The organism is Spirosoma rhododendri (genome assembly GCF_012849055.1).
Taxonomy (GTDB): Bacteria; Bacteroidota; Bacteroidia; order Cytophagales; family Spirosomataceae; genus Spirosoma; species Spirosoma rhododendri.
Window position 1 is genome coordinate 397,568 of record NZ_CP051677.1, and the last position, 16,280, is coordinate 413,847.

The window sequence follows — 16,280 nt, forward strand, 5'->3', positions numbered from 1 at the left end:
TATACTAGTGTACATATTGTATACGAACGGTGACGCATTTGGATAGCTAGTTGCCCATCAGTAGTATTAGGGTAAAAAGACCATTACGACCATGAAAAACAAGTTTCTTTCTCTGCTGCTGCTGGCCACCACCATCACCCTGCTGGCCGGTAAATCGACAACCACCGCCGACCGTACGGCCGGTATGGCCGACTTTCCGCAAGCGACAAAAACACCACCCGACTACCCATTTTCCCGCGCCATGCGGGCCGGTGACTTCGTATATATCTCCGGGCAGATCGGCGCAACGCCCGATGGCAAGCTGGCCGGTGACTTCGACGCGCAAGCCAGGCAAACGATGGATAACATCGTGGCTGCGCTGAAGGAGCAGAATCTGACAACGGCTGACATTGTGAAGTGTACGGTGATGATCGACGATATGGCGCAGTGGCCCGCCTTCAACGTCATCTACCGCACCTATTTCCCAACGGGTAAATTCCCGGCCCGCAGCGCCTTTGGTGCCGACGGGCTGGCAATGGGGGCAGCCCTCGAAGTCGACTGTATTGCCTACGCACCGCTGAAGAAGTAAGTGTTCGGTTTACCGGCTTACCTTAACCCATAATTAATAGGCGAAAGCCGGGTCGGTTCGTTCTACATGCACATACTCATCCCCTACCGACGATCATGAATCAAACCGCTTTTTCCCGCTTTTTTGAATCGTTTGCCCAGCGCGCGACGAAGGCAACGGGTTCATCAACCGCGTTTCTGCTGGCCCTCGCTACCGTACTCATCTGGATCGTGACGGGGCCGATTTTTCACTACTCCGACACCTGGCAACTGGTCATCAATACTGGCACGACCATCGTGACCTTCCTGATGGTGTTTCTGATTCAGAAATCGCAGAACAAAGATTCAATGGCGATGCAGATCAAGCTCAACGAACTGATCGCGGTCAACCGGAAAGCCAGCAACCGGCTGCTGAATCTGGAAGATCTCAGTGAAGATGAGCTTCGGGCACTCCATAACTTTTTCGGTCGGCTGGCCGACAAAGCCCAGCAGGAAAACAACCTCGCGGAGTCGCATTCCGTCGAAGAAGCGGAGGAAATACACGTGGAGAAGCTGGAGGAAAAACACCGGCGCAGGCAGGATAAAAAAACGGCCCGAACGTCGGCCTGAGATCAATTGATAAGCTGTTCGCGCAGGGCTTTGGCAACGGCTTCGGTGCCGCACTGTACGTGGAGTTTCTGGTAGATATTTTTCAAATGCCGCCGGACGGTTTCGACCGAAATACTGCACCGATGCCCGATCATGCGGTAGGTGTACCCCTGCGTAAGCAACTGCAAAATCTCTTTCTCCCGATCGGTGATGCCGTAGGGCTGCTGTTTGGGCGGGGCTACCTGCGAAAACGTTTTCAGCACCCGCCGGGCAATACCGGGCGACATCGGTCCACCGCCTTCCATCACGTCGGTCAGCGCATTGAGCAGGTGGGTAGCGGTGTGTTTTTTCAGCAGATAGCCGTCGGCCCCGTTGCTCAGGCAGGCAAACAGCCGGTCGTCGTCTTCAAAGACGGTGTGCATCAGCACCTTGATTCGTACGTCGGTTTCTTTCAGCAACCGGACGCACTCGATGCCGTCTCGCCCCGGCATGTCGATATCCATCAGCACCACGTCGGGGCGGTCGCGCTTCAGCTGCTCCACTACCTGCTGCCCGTTGGCGTAGGCTCCTACGACCAGCAGATCGTCGGTGCTGCCGATCATTGTCTGGAGCAGTGACCGGAGTTCGTCGTTGTCTTCGTAGATGGAAACCGCTGTCATGGTCGAAAGAGGCCGGGGTGAACGGGTGGCCGAACAAAGTACCGGCATCGGTACGGGTTTGTCAATAACCCTTTCGGGTCAGGCCGAAACCGGGAACGTCAGCCGGAGCGATGTGCCCTGCCCCGGCGCGGAACTGATCTGTAGCGTACCGCCAAGCTGCCGCGCGCGGGTCTGCATGTTGCGCAGGCCATTGCGGTCGGTATCGGCGTTGGTATCGAAACCCCGGCCGTTGTCCCAGACCGTCAGATGCAGCTGCGGGTGCGCGTAGCTGATAAGCAGCCGGGCCTGCGTAGCCTGCGCGTGTTTGACCATGTTGTTGACGGCTTCTTTGGCGATCAGGTAAAAATCCTGCCGCTTCTCCATCGACAGGCTGAGCCGGTCGAGCCCGTCGGGGATGGCGATTTCGTACTGAATTCCCGACGCTTCAAACAGTTCGGCCGCGTAGCGATTGATGCGGGCGATCAGGCTGCCCAGCCCGTCGTTGGTTGGGTTGATACTCCACACGATGTCGTCCAGCGCACTGCTTACCTGCCGTGCTTCGCTCACAATGCGTTCGACCATCGGCTCCGACGGGTGGTTTTTGGGCAGACCACGCTGAATCATTGTCCCCAGAATATCGATACCGCTGATGGACGAACCGATTTCGTCGTGCAGGTCGGCCGAGATCCGGTTACGGATGCGCTGCACCCGCAGAATCTGATTGATCCGGTAGCGGTACAGCCCGTACAGCCCCCCGGCAAACAGCAGCCCGATCAGTAACCGGAACCACCACGTCTGGTAGTAGGCCGGCAGCACATCGATAGCCAGTTGCGTGACCTGCCGCGACCACTGCCCGGCTGCATTGGCGGCTTTCAGGCTCAGCACGTAGCGGCCCGGCGCGAGGTTGGTGTAATAGGCGCGGTGGTGCGTACCGCTGTAATTCCAGCCGGTGTCGAACCCGTCCAGCCGGTAGGCATACTGACTGGTTGGCATGCGGTCGTAGGTCATGACGCTGAAGCCGACGCTGAACGCATTATCGGCGGGGCTAAGCCGGATGGGTTTTGCCGCATCGAACGACCGCTCCCGCTCCTGGATACGCAACGAGTTGACAACGACCGGCGGCAGTGATTCCCGGTGCAGCAGCCGGTCGGTGACGATGTAGTCGAACCCGTTTTGCTGCCCCACAAACAGTTCGCGCCCCCGGTGAATGTAGAGGGCGGCTGTTACGTTGGTACGGCTCAGCCCATCGCCAACCGTGAACCGCCTGATCTGCCGGGTGCGGGGGTCGTAAACCTGCAAGCCATCGCACGTACCGATCCAGATACGGCCCGCGCCATCTTCCGCCAGCCGCCGGGTTTCGCGGTCGTAGAGGCCGTTGCGTGACGTCAGTACGGTGAGCAGCGTGCCGTCGGGCGCACTCTCCGTGACGCTCCCCCAACGCGCTGCCCATACGTGCCCACTCCGGGCCACGAGCAGCGCGTTGGTCGCCGGATCGTCGAACTGTCGGCGGCTGTGGTGGTCGGCAGGTACGAACCGGTGGCCGGGTTCGGTCACGCAGTACGGCCCCCGATACGTAGCCAGCCAGATTTGCCCCGCTTTATCCGCTTTGATATCAGTCAGGAAATTATTGTTGGCGTACATGGCCCGAATCTCGGCCTCCGGCCAGTAGTGCAGGGGTTGCCCGGTCTGGATGGCCAGCACCCGCAGCCCTTCGTCGTTGTTGCCCACCCACAGCCGCTGCTGCCGGTCGATCAGGCCGTGATCCACGAAGGGCACCGAGAACAGCCGCCCCGCCCGCTGTGCCGCCGGTTCGGGTACGAACCGACCGGCGGATGGGTCGTAAACCAGCACACCATCGCCCCGGTAACTCCAGTTGCGCAGGCCAATCCAGAGCCGCCCGTCGCCGGTTTGCTGCACCCACATCGTTTCGGCCTGCGACTCAGGATACCGCACCAGCGTAAACTGGTTAGTCGGCCGGTGCCAGCGAATCAGGCCCGTGTGCGATAACCCCAGCCAGAACGTTTGCCCGGTGGTATCGCGCTGATCGGGGCAGATGACGTTGACCAGCACGGGCTGCCGAACCAGCGCGGGGGGCAGGGTAACGGGCTCAACGCGGCTATCCTGCGGGTTGTATTTGAGCACGCCATCCGACGTACCGACCCACAGCATACCGCTGCCGGGGTCGCGAAACAGCGCGTAAACGGCGAATGGATCGGGCCAGGTGACGGGCACCGCTACGAACCGCTGCTGTTCGGGCCGGAACGCCAGCAGACCGCTTTCGTCACCCACCCACAGCAGCCGACGCCCGGTTTCATCCTGCCCTTCCGCCACGCAGTTGATACCGGCCGGTCGACCGGTTTGTGTAAAAAACGTAAACTGACTGGTGTGGGGGTCGAACCGGAGCAGGCCGTGGTCATACGAACCAATCCAGAGAATCCCCTGCGCATCGACACAGCCCCGACTCAGGTAAACAGACAGCCGCCGGGCCGGATCGGCACAGTCGGGGCCAAGTACGCAGACGAACCGGTTGGCCCGGCGGTCGAACCGGAACAGGCCGTTATCACTCCCGACGACCCAGAGTGTACGCTGGCTGTCTTCCAGAAAATCCTGCACCTTGATACCCCGGTAGGTAGTATGCCGCAACGGATAATGCCGGACTACGCCCGTTCGCAGGTCGATCCGGCCAATGCCGCTGGTATCGCCAAACCAGCCTTCGTTGGCCGTACTGCGGTAGAAGCGACCCGTGGCAGTGGGGGTATTCGGTACGGGCGTCAGGTGCAGCGCGTTGGGTTCGATCCGGCAGATACCCCGTCGGTCGCTGGCCAGCCACATCCGGTTGGCCGAATCAGCCGCCAGCCCCGTAACGAGGTAGGTTTCGGGTAGCAGGAAGGGGCGAAACGTCGACCCGTCGTAGCGGACCGGACACCGGCGCGTGCCGAACCAGATGAATCCCTGCCGGTCTTTGGTGATGCTATAGACGGCCCCGCCGGGCAGTCCGTCGGCTTCGGTCAGCTGGTCGAACCACACGTTGGGTGCCTGCGCCCGGAGCCGCCCAACGGAACCGATGTGCAGCACCAGTACCACGACAAGTATAGATAGCCGTTTTCCCATACCCTCGCCCTGATTTAGGTGTAACGCTGTCGGTCAGCAAGTTAGATTCTTTTACACAAATCCGGGTATGCGTTTACCACTTCCTCAATGGGTGTAAAGGGTTATTGCCCTCCGTATGGCTACGCGGGAATTTTACAGCCGTAAACTTTCCTCATCCAATGCCATGAACGTTACCAATCAGGCTTCCCTCCACACGGGTTACATCCTACTTATCGGGCTCTTTATGCTGGTCGGCTGTAAGACCAAAACCCCGGCTCCGCTCACTCCCAAAGCCAGCTTCCGGGTTGCCAGCCCCAACTGCACCGCCCCCTGCGACCCGGGCATTACCAACCTGTCGCAGTACGCCGTCAGCTACCGCTGGGACTTCGGCGACGGCGGCACATCGACGCAGGAAACACCCCAGCACACCTACACCAAAGGCGGCAGCTACGCCATCAAACTGACTGTTACGGGCGAAGAAAATCAGCAGGCCGACACGACGATTACGGTGTCGCTCCAGAGCCCGACGCCGGTAGCGGCCTTTACCGTGCAGAACAACAACTGCACAGCCGCCTGCGAAATCGGCTTCACCAACCAGTCGACCTACGGCAACACCTACGCCTGGGACTTTGGCGACGGCGGTACGGCTACCGATGCGAACCCAAAACATACCTACACGAAGGGTGGCACGTATACCGTCAAACTCACGGCAAACGGCGATCAGGGTAAGAGTGGCTCAGCCACCCAGACCGTTACGATCAAAACCCCGCCACCAGTCGCCAACTTCCTGATTCAGAACGATAACTGCATCGTACCCTGTACCGTCGTACTGCAAAACCAGTCGACCAATGCGACGAGTTATTCGTGGCGCATTCTGACGAGCTACCCCAATGCGACGGCCCTCTACCGGACTGCCACGGACGTTAGTCCCAGTCAGCCGTATGACGCCGTATCTCCGTTTGTCAACGGTGGTCGGCTGGGGTATATGGCTGAGCTAACAGCGACGGGGCCGGGCGGCACGGCGACCGTGAAGAAGGCCATTACCATTCGTCCACCCGTTCCCACGTCCATCTTCACGTACCAGACAGTAAACCGGGCCGATGGTACTTACATCCAGCTCATCAATCAGTCGCGCGATGCTACATCCTACAAATGGTACTACGGCTCAGGGCAGACATCGACGCTGGAAACCCCGCCCGCTTATAAATACATTGGAGCACAGGGGGTTACACTTGACGTCTTCAACGAGACGTCAACCAGTCGGCGTCAGACTGTGATTGAATTACCTCGACCTATCCTGAAATGATGCGGCCCGTTCGTCAACTCTACCCGATGAGCCGCATCGGATGTGTGCTGTTTGGGCTGCTGCTGAGTGCGGTTGCGGGTTACGCGCAGGACCTCGGCAGCCTGGGTAAGCAGAAGCCGTTCGCCATTTCGGGGGCGCTCAACGTCACCGTCGACGGGTACAACAACGTGCAGGGCCGCGAACGGCTCGACCCGCTGGCCTGGACAATCAGTGGGTCGCCGACGCTCTCGATCTACGGCATCAGCCTGCCGATCTACGTGCTCATCAACAACCAGTCGCGGTCGCTGACGGGGCCGTATCAGCAGTTCGGCATGAGTCCGACTTACAAATGGATTCGGGTTCACGCGGGCTACCGGAACCTGTCGTTTTCGCCCTACACGCTGGCGGGGCGGCTGTTTCTGGGCGGGGGTATCGAGCTGACGCCGGGCAAATTACGGCTGGCGGCCATGTACGGGCAATTCGAGAAAGCGCAGCCCGCCGACTCGCTCCGGTTCGTACTAGCCGACGTGCCCCCGCCAGCACCCCGCTTTCAGCGAACAGGCTACGCCGTGAAAGTCGGGTACGGCACGGCCAACAGCTTTATCGACCTGATTTATTTCCGGGCGAAAGACAACGTCGGTTCGATCCGGTTTCCGGCCAATACGCGCATCGCCCCCGACGAAAACGCGGTCGTGGGGCTGTCGTCGCAACTGACGTTTCTGAAGCATTTCACCTGGAGCGCCAACCTCGGCATCAGTGCGTACACCCGCGACATCCGACGGTCGGAAAATACCGATGTACTCGATCAGGCACCGTGGCTGCGCACGTTCATCGTGCCCCGCACCGGTACGCAGGTCGGCTACGCGGGCGAGAGCAGCCTCAGCTATTCATCGACCCTGCTGACGATGCAGCTACAAGTGCGGCAGATTTCAGCGGAGTACCAGTCGATGGGTGCCTACTTTTTCAACAACGACCTGCGTGAAATCACCGTCAGCCCGTCGTTGGTGCTGCTGGACGGTAAGGTGCAGGTTAGTGGGAGTTACGGCTACCAGCAGGACAATGTCAGCAACCTGCGCCCGACGACCACGACGAGGCAGATCGGGTCGGCCAACGTCACGGTGCAGCCCAATCAGGTGTTCAGTATGCTGATGAGCTATTCGAACTACGGCACCTCGCAGCGAGGCACCGAACGCATCATCGACACGCTTAAAATTCAACAGGTCAACCAGAGTGTAATTATCGCTCCGCGCTTGTTTTTCAACGGCGAAGCGGTGCAGCACACGCTGTCGGCCTTTGTCAGTTACCAGAACGCCAACGATGTCAACACCGTCTCGCAGGTCCGCACGGATTTCAACAACATCCTGGCGAATCTGAACTACGCGTATACCCGCCCGAAAGAACGGCTGTCGCTGACGCCGGGGCTGTCGGCCATCCGCAACTTCGTGCCGGGCTACAACACGCAGTCGTTCGGCGCAACGGTGATTGCCAGTAAGGGCTTCGACAAGGGCAAACTCAACACGTCGCTAAGCGGCAACTATTACCAGAATTTTTATGAGGGCGCGGCCAACGGTTATACCCTCCGCACCCGGCTGAGTGGCCGTTACCGCCCCGCCGGTACGCACGAGTTCAGCCTGAGCGTCGCCAGCACCATCAACCAGGACAAGGTCGTACAGAGCCGCAACTTCACCGAACTCTTCGGGCAGGTCGGCTACGGTCTATCGTTTTAACCCATCCTCACCATGAAGCCGTTACTACTCTTTTGCGCCCTGCTGATCCTGCGCCCGCTATACGCGCAGGTCACGGTGCAGACACTGATACCGCCCCCCTACAGCCCCTACCTGTACGACTATCAGGAACAGTTTGCCGACCGTAACGCCATCGTACTGACCAACACCTCGCGGCAGGCCGTAACGCTGATGCTGCGGGGTGAACTGACCGGCCGAACCAACGGCGTCCGGGTCTATACCTCGCCTAACTACCGGCCAGCTCGCCCCATCGAACTCCAGCCGGGGCAGTCGCAACGCTTTACGCTGGCCGAAGGCAATCAGGATTATCTGGACCGCAAAAACCTCGAAGTCGCCGGGGTCGACAATGCGACGCAGACGCAGATTCTGACGACGGGTCTGCTGCCGCCGGGTAGTTACGACCTCTGCCTGCTGGCGTACCGCTACGATAACGGCCAACCCGTCGGGACGCCGTACCGGGGCTGCACCGTGCTGAACATCACGTACCTCGAACCGCCCCGGCTCGTTCAGCCAACCTGCGGGCGCGACCTGCTCATCCGGCCCAACGAACCCAATCAGACGCTGTTTAGCTGGACCCCGCCCGTCGGCAATATCGGCGGAGCGCGGCTGACGTACGACTTTTACCTGGTGAAGGTGCCGCCCGGCCAGAACCCCAACGACGCTATCAACAACGCCATCGACCGGCGCGTGGGCAACCCCTTTATCGAGCGCGACCTGACGACGACCTCGTTCAACTACGGCGTGGCCGAACCACCCCTGACCGAAGGCGACTACGCGTGGCGGGTCATCGCCCGCGACCCCGACGGACGCACGGTTTTTCAGAATCAGGGCCGCAGCAACTACTGCACGTTCACGACCCGCAACGCAGCCGCCCCGCCCGTAGCGCCCGCAGCAGCGGTACTCGCCCAGCAGCCCGCCAAACCCAAACTACCCACCGGGCCGATGCGTACGATGATGGCCGTCGCGCCGGGCGTCAGCCCCTGCGTCGACGTGACAGCCCCCGCCGACAACGCACCCGTGGCGGGCAATTACCAGAATCAGACCGTCAAAATCGGCAAATTCGACCTGACCATCGACGATATCGCGGCCGACGGTGGCGGCTATACCGGTAAAGGGCGCATCCGCTGGAACGGCGTACCGGTACGGGTGTCGTTCACCACGATTCAGATCAACGCTGCCAAACAGGTAATTGCAGGCTACGCCAACGGCATCGACGACGCTTTTCGTGAACCGGGTGTCGATCTGGCATCGGGTAACCTGAGCGATTTGAGTAACCTGACTGGTCCGGCCGTCAAGACCTACGTCGACCATCTGAAAAACAACCTCTACGATCAGGGTAAAGCCGCCGTGGCGGTGCCACTGCCGCTGGGTTACGATGCGGGTAGCGGGCTGATCGGTATCAACTACATGCGATTTACGCCCACCGGTGCCGATATGGGGCTGGTATTCAACATGGAGATGCCCGAGGCCAATTCGTACCTCGCGCTGGCGGGCGTCGGCATCTGCATGGACCCCGACCGGCTTATCCCAAACAACGCACTGCTTTACCTGCTGAAAGACTTTACCGTACCGTTTACCCCGCTGACGTTCAAAACGGGCAACCTCGCCCCCGCCAACCCGACCGGCACCTTCGCCGAACTGACCGCTGCCGAGGGGCTGAAACGCATTCACGGCGAACTGGCGCTGAACCTCGGCAGTAGTATGCTACAACTGGACGATGGCAACGGCAACGTAGTACCCGGCGACGTGACGGCGACGCTCACCACCGACTTTACAAAATGGGCCGACTGGGTAGCCGACGTTAAACTGCCGCCCGCCTTTACGCTGGCTCCGCTGGCGGGTTTTACGCTTAAAGGAGTCAGCGTGCAGTACGACCACTCCGACCTGCGCAACTCGCCCACCTTTGCGCCACCCACCGAATACACCGGCGAACGTGGCCCGACGTTTCAGGGGTTGTACCTCAACGAATTGCAGGTGTTGCTTCCCAAATCCTTCGCCGGGCAAAACGGCAACCGTACGGGATTTGCGGCTAAAAACTGCCTGTTTGCCAGTGGTGAATTTACGGGGCGACTAGCGCCGACAACCAATCCGCTGCTCGACTACAACGTGGGTTCGATGGGCAACTGGGGCTTCTCGATCGACGACTTCGAGATTCTGTTCGTGCAGAACCGCTTCGAGCGGGGTGGCATGAACGGCAAAATCCAGTTTCCGATCAGCACCGATTATTTTACGTATACGACAACCCTGCGCGACAACCTGAAAAACCTTCAGTTCGTGGTGCAGCCGAAACCGGGCGGCTACACAATTCCACTCTGGGCCGCCGACATGAGCCTGGAGGAAACCTCACATATCCTGGTGGGTCTGCAAAACAGCAACCCGGTGATGGACATGAGGTTAAACGGCAAAATTCAGATCAACACCGCGAAAGTATCTACCGCAGTAGCTCTGGCGCTGCCCAAACTGTTCTTCGAGAATTTCACCGTCTCGAATCAGAACAGTCCGGGCGCGGCCAGTGGCGGGGGCGTTTACGTCAATCCGGGTAGCTGGAAACTGGTCGGCGGTATTTTCAGGGATACGCCCTCAGACGCCCCCGTGCCGGGTGCGCGCAGCGGTGGCCCGTTTGCCCCCGACGCGCCCGAACCGGGCTGGGTACCCGGCAACGACGGCGGGCTGGCGGGCTTCCCCATCGAGATTGCTCCACCCAAAGCCGTGGCCAATGCCAACGGGATGGGCGTCGAACTGGGGGCGTATGTGTCGCTGGGCGAGGCATCGGCCAACATCATGCAGGCTAATGGCTTCGTGCAGATTCTGGGGAAGATTACGCTGGACCCGGTTAAAAAGCGGCCCACGCCGTCGTTTGGCGGGATCCACCCGACCCGCTTCGGCATCAAAGGCAGCTTCGGCGGAGGTGAAGTCAGTGCGGCTATCGATTTGTATTATGACGATGCTACTTACGGCAACGGCTTCCGGGGCGTAGGACAGGTAAAGATTCCAGCATTGGCAACGGTCGAAGCGACGGTGCAGTTTGGCAAGGTCAGCGGATTCTACTACGCCTACGCCGATGCCAGCGTTGATCTGGACGCGGGCGGCATTCCGGTCGCCCCACCGACCCCGCTGCTACTGAGCGGATTCAAAGGCGGCTTTTACTACAACATGACCCCGGCCAACTGGGTCACCCCGACGGCGATTGCGAACAAAACAGCACCGCAGAAACCCACACCCGGCTACACCAATTCGGGCGTGAGTTACCGGCCCCAGCGGGGTGGCTGGGGCATCAAGGCTGGCGTTTATCTGGCCCTCGCCGACAAGCACCTGCTAACCTCGCTGGTTGAAGTGGAAGCCAGTTTCAACGGCACGGCTTTAAGTAAGTTCAGCCTACGCGGCAAGGCCAACGTGCTCGACACCGACGGCAACCTGAACACCCCCGATAATGCGATGGTGCGAGCCGATGCCATATTCGAGCATGACGTGGCCCAGAAAAGCTACGTATTCGGGACCGACGTCAGCGGAAAATTCCTGACTACCACCTTCACCATTCCGATTCGGGCCCATTTCGACCCACGTCATTGGCACGTCAAGGTAGGGTTCCCGGAAAACCCCCGGATGAGTGCTACCCTGATCGACTTCGACAAAGGGCCGGTAAAAGCGTATCTGGGAGCCAGTGCCTACGTCGCCTTTGGTAACGACCTGTCGGGTATCCCTCCCTTGCCTGAGGATGTAGCGAAGTTCCTGGTAACGGGTGAAAACCCCACGACCGCCGACGCTGTACAGCAACAGCGGCAGAGTGAGTTTGATGCCGTTAATTCATCGGGGACCGGGAATCCGCTCGGTGGCAAGTTTCAGGTTCTGCTGGGAGCCGAGCTGAAGGGGAGTCTGCGCGTCAACGTGCTGGTGCTGGCCGTTCACGCCGACGCTATAGTAGGTTTCGACGCGGCTATATCCATGGATCAGACATGCGGAGGCAGTGGCACCCCGCCCCCAGGGCTGAACGGCTGGTACGGCACGGCACAGTTATACGCCTATCTGAACGGCGGCATCGACATCCACGTCGACCTGTTTGGCATTGCCGACGGCGATTTTCAACTGTGTGAGCTGACGGCTGGGGCACTCTTCCAGGGCGGTGTTCCTAACCCAACCTGGGGCGATGGGCGGGTCAGGGCCAGAGGCTCGGTACTGGGCGGACTGGTCAGTTTCGACGCCAGTGCCCACGTGGCGTTCGGTGAAAAATGCCAGCCCGTTTATACCGGCGAGCCATTGTCGCTAACAATCATTCAGGAACTGCGCCCGACGGCCGGGGCGACGAACGTCGCGACCGATCAGACGCTGTCGGCGGTGTTCAACGTCAGCATGAATCAGGAATACACCGTTCACCTGCCCGATAAATCGACCCGCACGTACCGGTTTAGACTAGGTGCGTACAGCCTCACCTACAAAGACGCGGGTGGGCGGACGCAGCCCTTCACCGGGCTGGCGTCACCAGTCTGGGCCAACAACAATCAATTACTGCTGCTGAAGATGAACAGCGGGCAACTCCCCAGCCGACGACCACACACGTTTTCGGTAACGGCCACCATCGAGCAGCAGCAACCCAACGGCTCGTTCGTCTACCTGTTCAACGGAGCGAATCAGCGCGTCGAAACGAAAACTGTCTCGTTTACCACCGGCGACCAGCCCGACGAAATCCGGTTCGAAAATATTGCCTATCAGTATCCACTCAGCGGCCAGTTGTATTGCCTGAAACGGCAGGTACCGCAGGGGCTTGTGGCGGGCCCGTTGCCCAACGAAGCCCTGACTAAACCCGGCTACCGCTACGAAGCGGTGTTTGTGCCGAAAGAGCCGGGGGCGTCGCTGCGGGTACCATTCACCTACCAGACGGGCAATGCCGATCATCCGAGTCAGGTCGTATTCGCCCTGCCGCTGGGTTTACAGAACGAAAAAACGTATCGGCTCGAACTCCACCGCATCAGCCCCATTTCAACCATGTTACTATCGGGCAATCGCTCCAGCTCGGCGGGCGTGCAGGAAGGAATCCGGCAGGCGGTGTCGAATTCGAGCGGTATTCAGGGCCGGGCCGTTATCCGGCAGAATACCCTGGTCGGGCAGGTCGGCGGCAGTAACATCAGTTTCGATAAAACCCTGTATAGCACGGCCTTCCGCACAAGTCGTTACAATACGTTCGCCGAGAAACTGGCCGCGCTACAGTTTGCACCGACCAGCTACATCGGCAGTACCAGTTTCGCCAACTACTTTACGTTTGACCTGATACCGGCCGGAAAAGTCGAGAATTTCGAGGATACCGAATTGTTTGGCTACAACTCGGCGCTGCGTTTCGTCCCCCCCATGATCGACCCCAGCCCGCTGTCGCCGGCCGATGAAAGCTACCCACACGAAAGCTGGGTGTACCGAAACGTGTACCAGCCCCTGCAAGTACTGACCCGCTACAGTGTCCGGCCGCAGTTCACGCTGTTTTCCGAGATGAACTCCCGCAACTGGCTGCTCGATTACCCGATGGCGGCCATGCGGTCGAAGCGGGGAGCCTACGTGCTGTCGTTCGGTCAGCGACCGATTACATCCGTACTGGGCCGGGAGCCCGTGCTGGTTGCCACTGGCAAAGGGGCCGTAGCGGCCGCGCCGATCACGCCAACTGGTGAACGGCTCATCAGACCCACGACGGCAGTGCTGAACCTGTTTGTCCTGAATCCGGAACCGACGCGGGGCTACAAATTCTACGTGCAGCGCGACCGCATCAGCTACTTCGACTGGCAGGCCGTCGAGCAGTTTGGTACCGCCCTGTACCGGGCCCTCCAGCAGGAACTGAAGTTGGAGGACCAGTTGCGCCAGGCAATGCCAAAGGGGACGGGGTATAGACTGAGCTTCAAAAAATTCCTGAAAAACATCGACGTCTGGACCAGCAGCCCGACACTCGTGCTGTCGGCGGTGTACGGACGCATGAACGACCTACCCAACGATTTGATCAACCGCTACCCGGTACCGACGGGACCTTCGTTCGGAACGGGCCGCGATTTTGTGCCACGGGCGAACGGCTCGCGGGGTGCCGTACGGCTGATGTACACGCCTTATCCCACGGCCGCCCGCTGGGAAGGCCGGAAAGAATTCGTGTTCAAAACGCCCACCTCATCTGCTATTTATCTCAAATAACCCGACCATGAACGTTGTCAAGATCGTTTTTCGGCTTAGCCTGCTAATCGCCCTACTGGCTTCAGTAAATCTATACGCCCAGCGAAACCGCACCCCGCCTGCCCCCGCTCCGGCACCATCCACGACTACCCCTGCCGATACGGGGCAGGCACCGGCCCGGCTCGTGCTGCTGGCCCGCAACTACGGCGACTCGGTAGTGCTGCGGTGGTCGCCTAACCGGGCGGGGCACTTTCTGGCCGGTAGCCAGACGGGCTACTGGGTCGAACGAGTGGAATTGAGCAAGCGATTCCCCGACGGAAAAATCACGCTGCTCAGCACCAGCCCCGTCCGCCCTTGGACACTCGACGAAGCCCGGCAGCGCATCAAAGCCGGCGACCGGTTTCCGGCTATCGGCCTGCAAATGCTATATGGAAAAGGGTACACCAAAACGTTTTCGCCCGATGCCGCATCGATCATCAACCTCAGCGAAGAGCAGAACAACCGCTTTGCCGTGGCCCTGATGGCCGCCGACTATTCGCCCCGTGCCGCCGATGCGCTGGGCCTGCGCTGGGTCGACCGGCAACCCCGGCAGGCCGACGCGGTGTACGTCTACCGCATCTACCCGGCGCGGTCGTCGGCCATTACGGGCAACCTGACCGATACAGTGGCCGTACTGGTCGACCCCAACAGTCGGTTTCGGGCTGTTGCGCCCCTGCTCGAAGCCATTCAGTCCGGCGACAGTGCCATTTCGCTGACCTGGCACCGGCACAGTACACAGGGCGCGTTCTCTGGCTTCTACGTCGAGCGGAGCACCGACGGCAAAACGTTCAAACGCCTGACCGCGCAGCCCTACATCCAGTCGCAACCCGACGCCGACATACAGCAGCGCGACACCGTCCGCTTCCAGACCGACAGCCTGGGCCGATCGCTGATCTCGTACAGCGATTCGGTGGTCAACTACCGCCGGTTTTACTACCGCGTTATCGGCATCGACGCCTTTGGCGACCTAAGTCCGGCGTCGGAAGTTGTGACGGGGATGGCCCGCGACCTGACTCCACCCCTACCGCCCGCCAACCTCCGCACGCAGGTCATCGATAATAAGCAGATTCGGGTGCAGTGGAACCGCGCCCGGCTTACCACGCCCGACATGGCCGGGTACGTAATCGGGCGGGGTTCAGCGGTCAACGGGCCGTTCGAGTCGATTTCACCCACGGTACTGTCAGCTAGCACGCTGGAGTTTCTCGACACAAAGCCCGACACGTACAGCAATTTCTACACGGTCGGTGCAGTCGATACGGCGGGGAACATTGCGTATGCCCCCGCCGTCGTCGGTATCATCGCCGACCTGCTGCCGCCCGACAAACCCACCGGACTAAGCGCGCAGACCGACACCAGCGGCATCGTTCAGCTGACGTGGCCGCTGGGGCAGGACGACGACATCGTGGCGTATAAGGTGTACCGGTCCTACGAGCAGCAAAACGATTTCTACCGGCAGCTTACCCCGCTGGGTATCGCCGACACGACCTTCGCCGACACACTGCCCCACCCGATGCTGAACAAGCAGGTGTTCTACAAAATCGTCGCCATCGACCGCACGGGTAACCACTCGCTGTTTTCAGCCGCGCTCCCCGTTGCCGTGCCCGACCGGATGCCACCGACCGCGCCCGTTATCCGGTCGGTGGTGGTCGATGCGGGGGGCGTTACGCTGATGGTGCTGCCCAGTTCGAGCGTCGACGTGGTCGGGCATCGGCTCTACCGGCGCGACGGCGACGCACCCTGGACGCTGCTCCGCCAACTACCCGGCCGCGCCGACGGACTACTGACCCTGCGCGACACGAGCTTCCGGGCGCAGCCGGGCTTTGCCGGTAAAACTTACACCTACGCCCTGACGGCCATTGACGACGCGAAGCTGGAGTCAGAGCGATCGTTTGCGGTGCCGGTGCAGCCCGGTGCGGGGGTAGCCCAGCCGGTGCGGAACATACAGGGCCGCTACGACGCCAATCGCCAGGCGGTGGTGCTGAACTGGGAGTTTCCGACCCTTGCCGAACCGTATCATTTCGTGGTGTACCGGTCGCTCAACGGCGAAGGGCTGAGCATGTACCGGGCCGTCGACGGGCAGCAGCGCAGCTTTCAGGACAACGCCACGGCTTCGACCGGCCGCTACCAGTACGCCGTTCGGGTGCAGTACCATCAGCGCAGCGGCTCGGCACTTAGCCAGCCCGTAAACATTTCACGTTAAGTAAGTTACAA

Annotated in this window: 8 protein-coding genes; 6 read left to right on the forward strand and 2 right to left on the reverse strand. The window is 60.4% G+C overall.

What is annotated here, in order from left to right; genetic code table 11:
• Positions 1-91 precede the first annotated feature (91 nt).
• Both HH216_RS01595 and HH216_RS01600 read left to right on the forward strand, forming a co-directional pair.
• The gene (locus HH216_RS01595; RefSeq protein WP_217371891.1) at positions 92-568 is read left to right on the forward strand and encodes a RidA family protein; all 477 of its coding nucleotides are present in this window, start codon (positions 92-94) and stop codon (positions 566-568) included.
• Positions 569-663: 95 nt separating this feature from the next.
• Positions 664-1,155, forward strand: a complete 492-nt coding sequence (locus HH216_RS01600) for a low affinity iron permease family protein (protein WP_169549201.1) — start codon at positions 664-666, stop codon at positions 1,153-1,155.
• Positions 1,156-1,157: 2 nt separating this feature from the next.
• On the opposite strand, the gene HH216_RS01605 is transcribed toward HH216_RS01600, so the two are convergent.
• Positions 1,158-1,793 carry a response regulator gene (locus HH216_RS01605; protein WP_169549202.1) on the reverse strand — a complete coding sequence of 212 codons (636 nt, stop codon included), beginning with the start codon at positions 1,791-1,793 and terminating at the stop codon, positions 1,158-1,160.
• Positions 1,794-1,871: 78 nt separating this feature from the next.
• Positions 1,872-4,883, reverse strand: coding sequence for a sensor histidine kinase (locus HH216_RS01610; protein WP_169549203.1), 3,012 nt, complete (start codon positions 4,881-4,883; stop codon positions 1,872-1,874).
• Positions 4,884-5,046: 163 nt separating this feature from the next.
• On the opposite strand from HH216_RS01610, the gene HH216_RS26485 reads away from it, so the two are divergent.
• From HH216_RS26485 to HH216_RS01630, 4 genes are read left to right on the forward strand one after another with little or no spacing between them, the layout of a single operon-like run.
• Positions 5,047-6,168, forward strand: a complete 1,122-nt coding sequence (locus tag HH216_RS26485; protein ID WP_169549204.1) for a PKD domain-containing protein — start codon at positions 5,047-5,049, stop codon at positions 6,166-6,168.
• Positions 6,165-7,874 carry a hypothetical protein gene (locus HH216_RS01620; protein ID WP_169549205.1) on the forward strand — a complete coding sequence of 570 codons (1,710 nt, stop codon included), beginning with the start codon at positions 6,165-6,167 and terminating at the stop codon, positions 7,872-7,874. Before HH216_RS26485 ends, HH216_RS01620 begins: the two co-directional genes overlap by 4 nt.
• A gap of 12 nt (positions 7,875-7,886) precedes the next feature.
• Positions 7,887-14,051 (forward strand): hypothetical protein, encoded by a 6,165-nt coding sequence (locus HH216_RS01625; protein ID WP_169549206.1) that lies wholly within the window; start codon positions 7,887-7,889, stop codon positions 14,049-14,051.
• A 7-nt stretch (positions 14,052-14,058) separates the two neighbouring features.
• The gene (locus HH216_RS01630; protein ID WP_169549207.1) at positions 14,059-16,269 is read left to right on the forward strand and encodes a fibronectin type III domain-containing protein; all 2,211 of its coding nucleotides are present in this window, start codon (positions 14,059-14,061) and stop codon (positions 16,267-16,269) included.
• Positions 16,270-16,280: the final 11 nt, after the last annotated feature.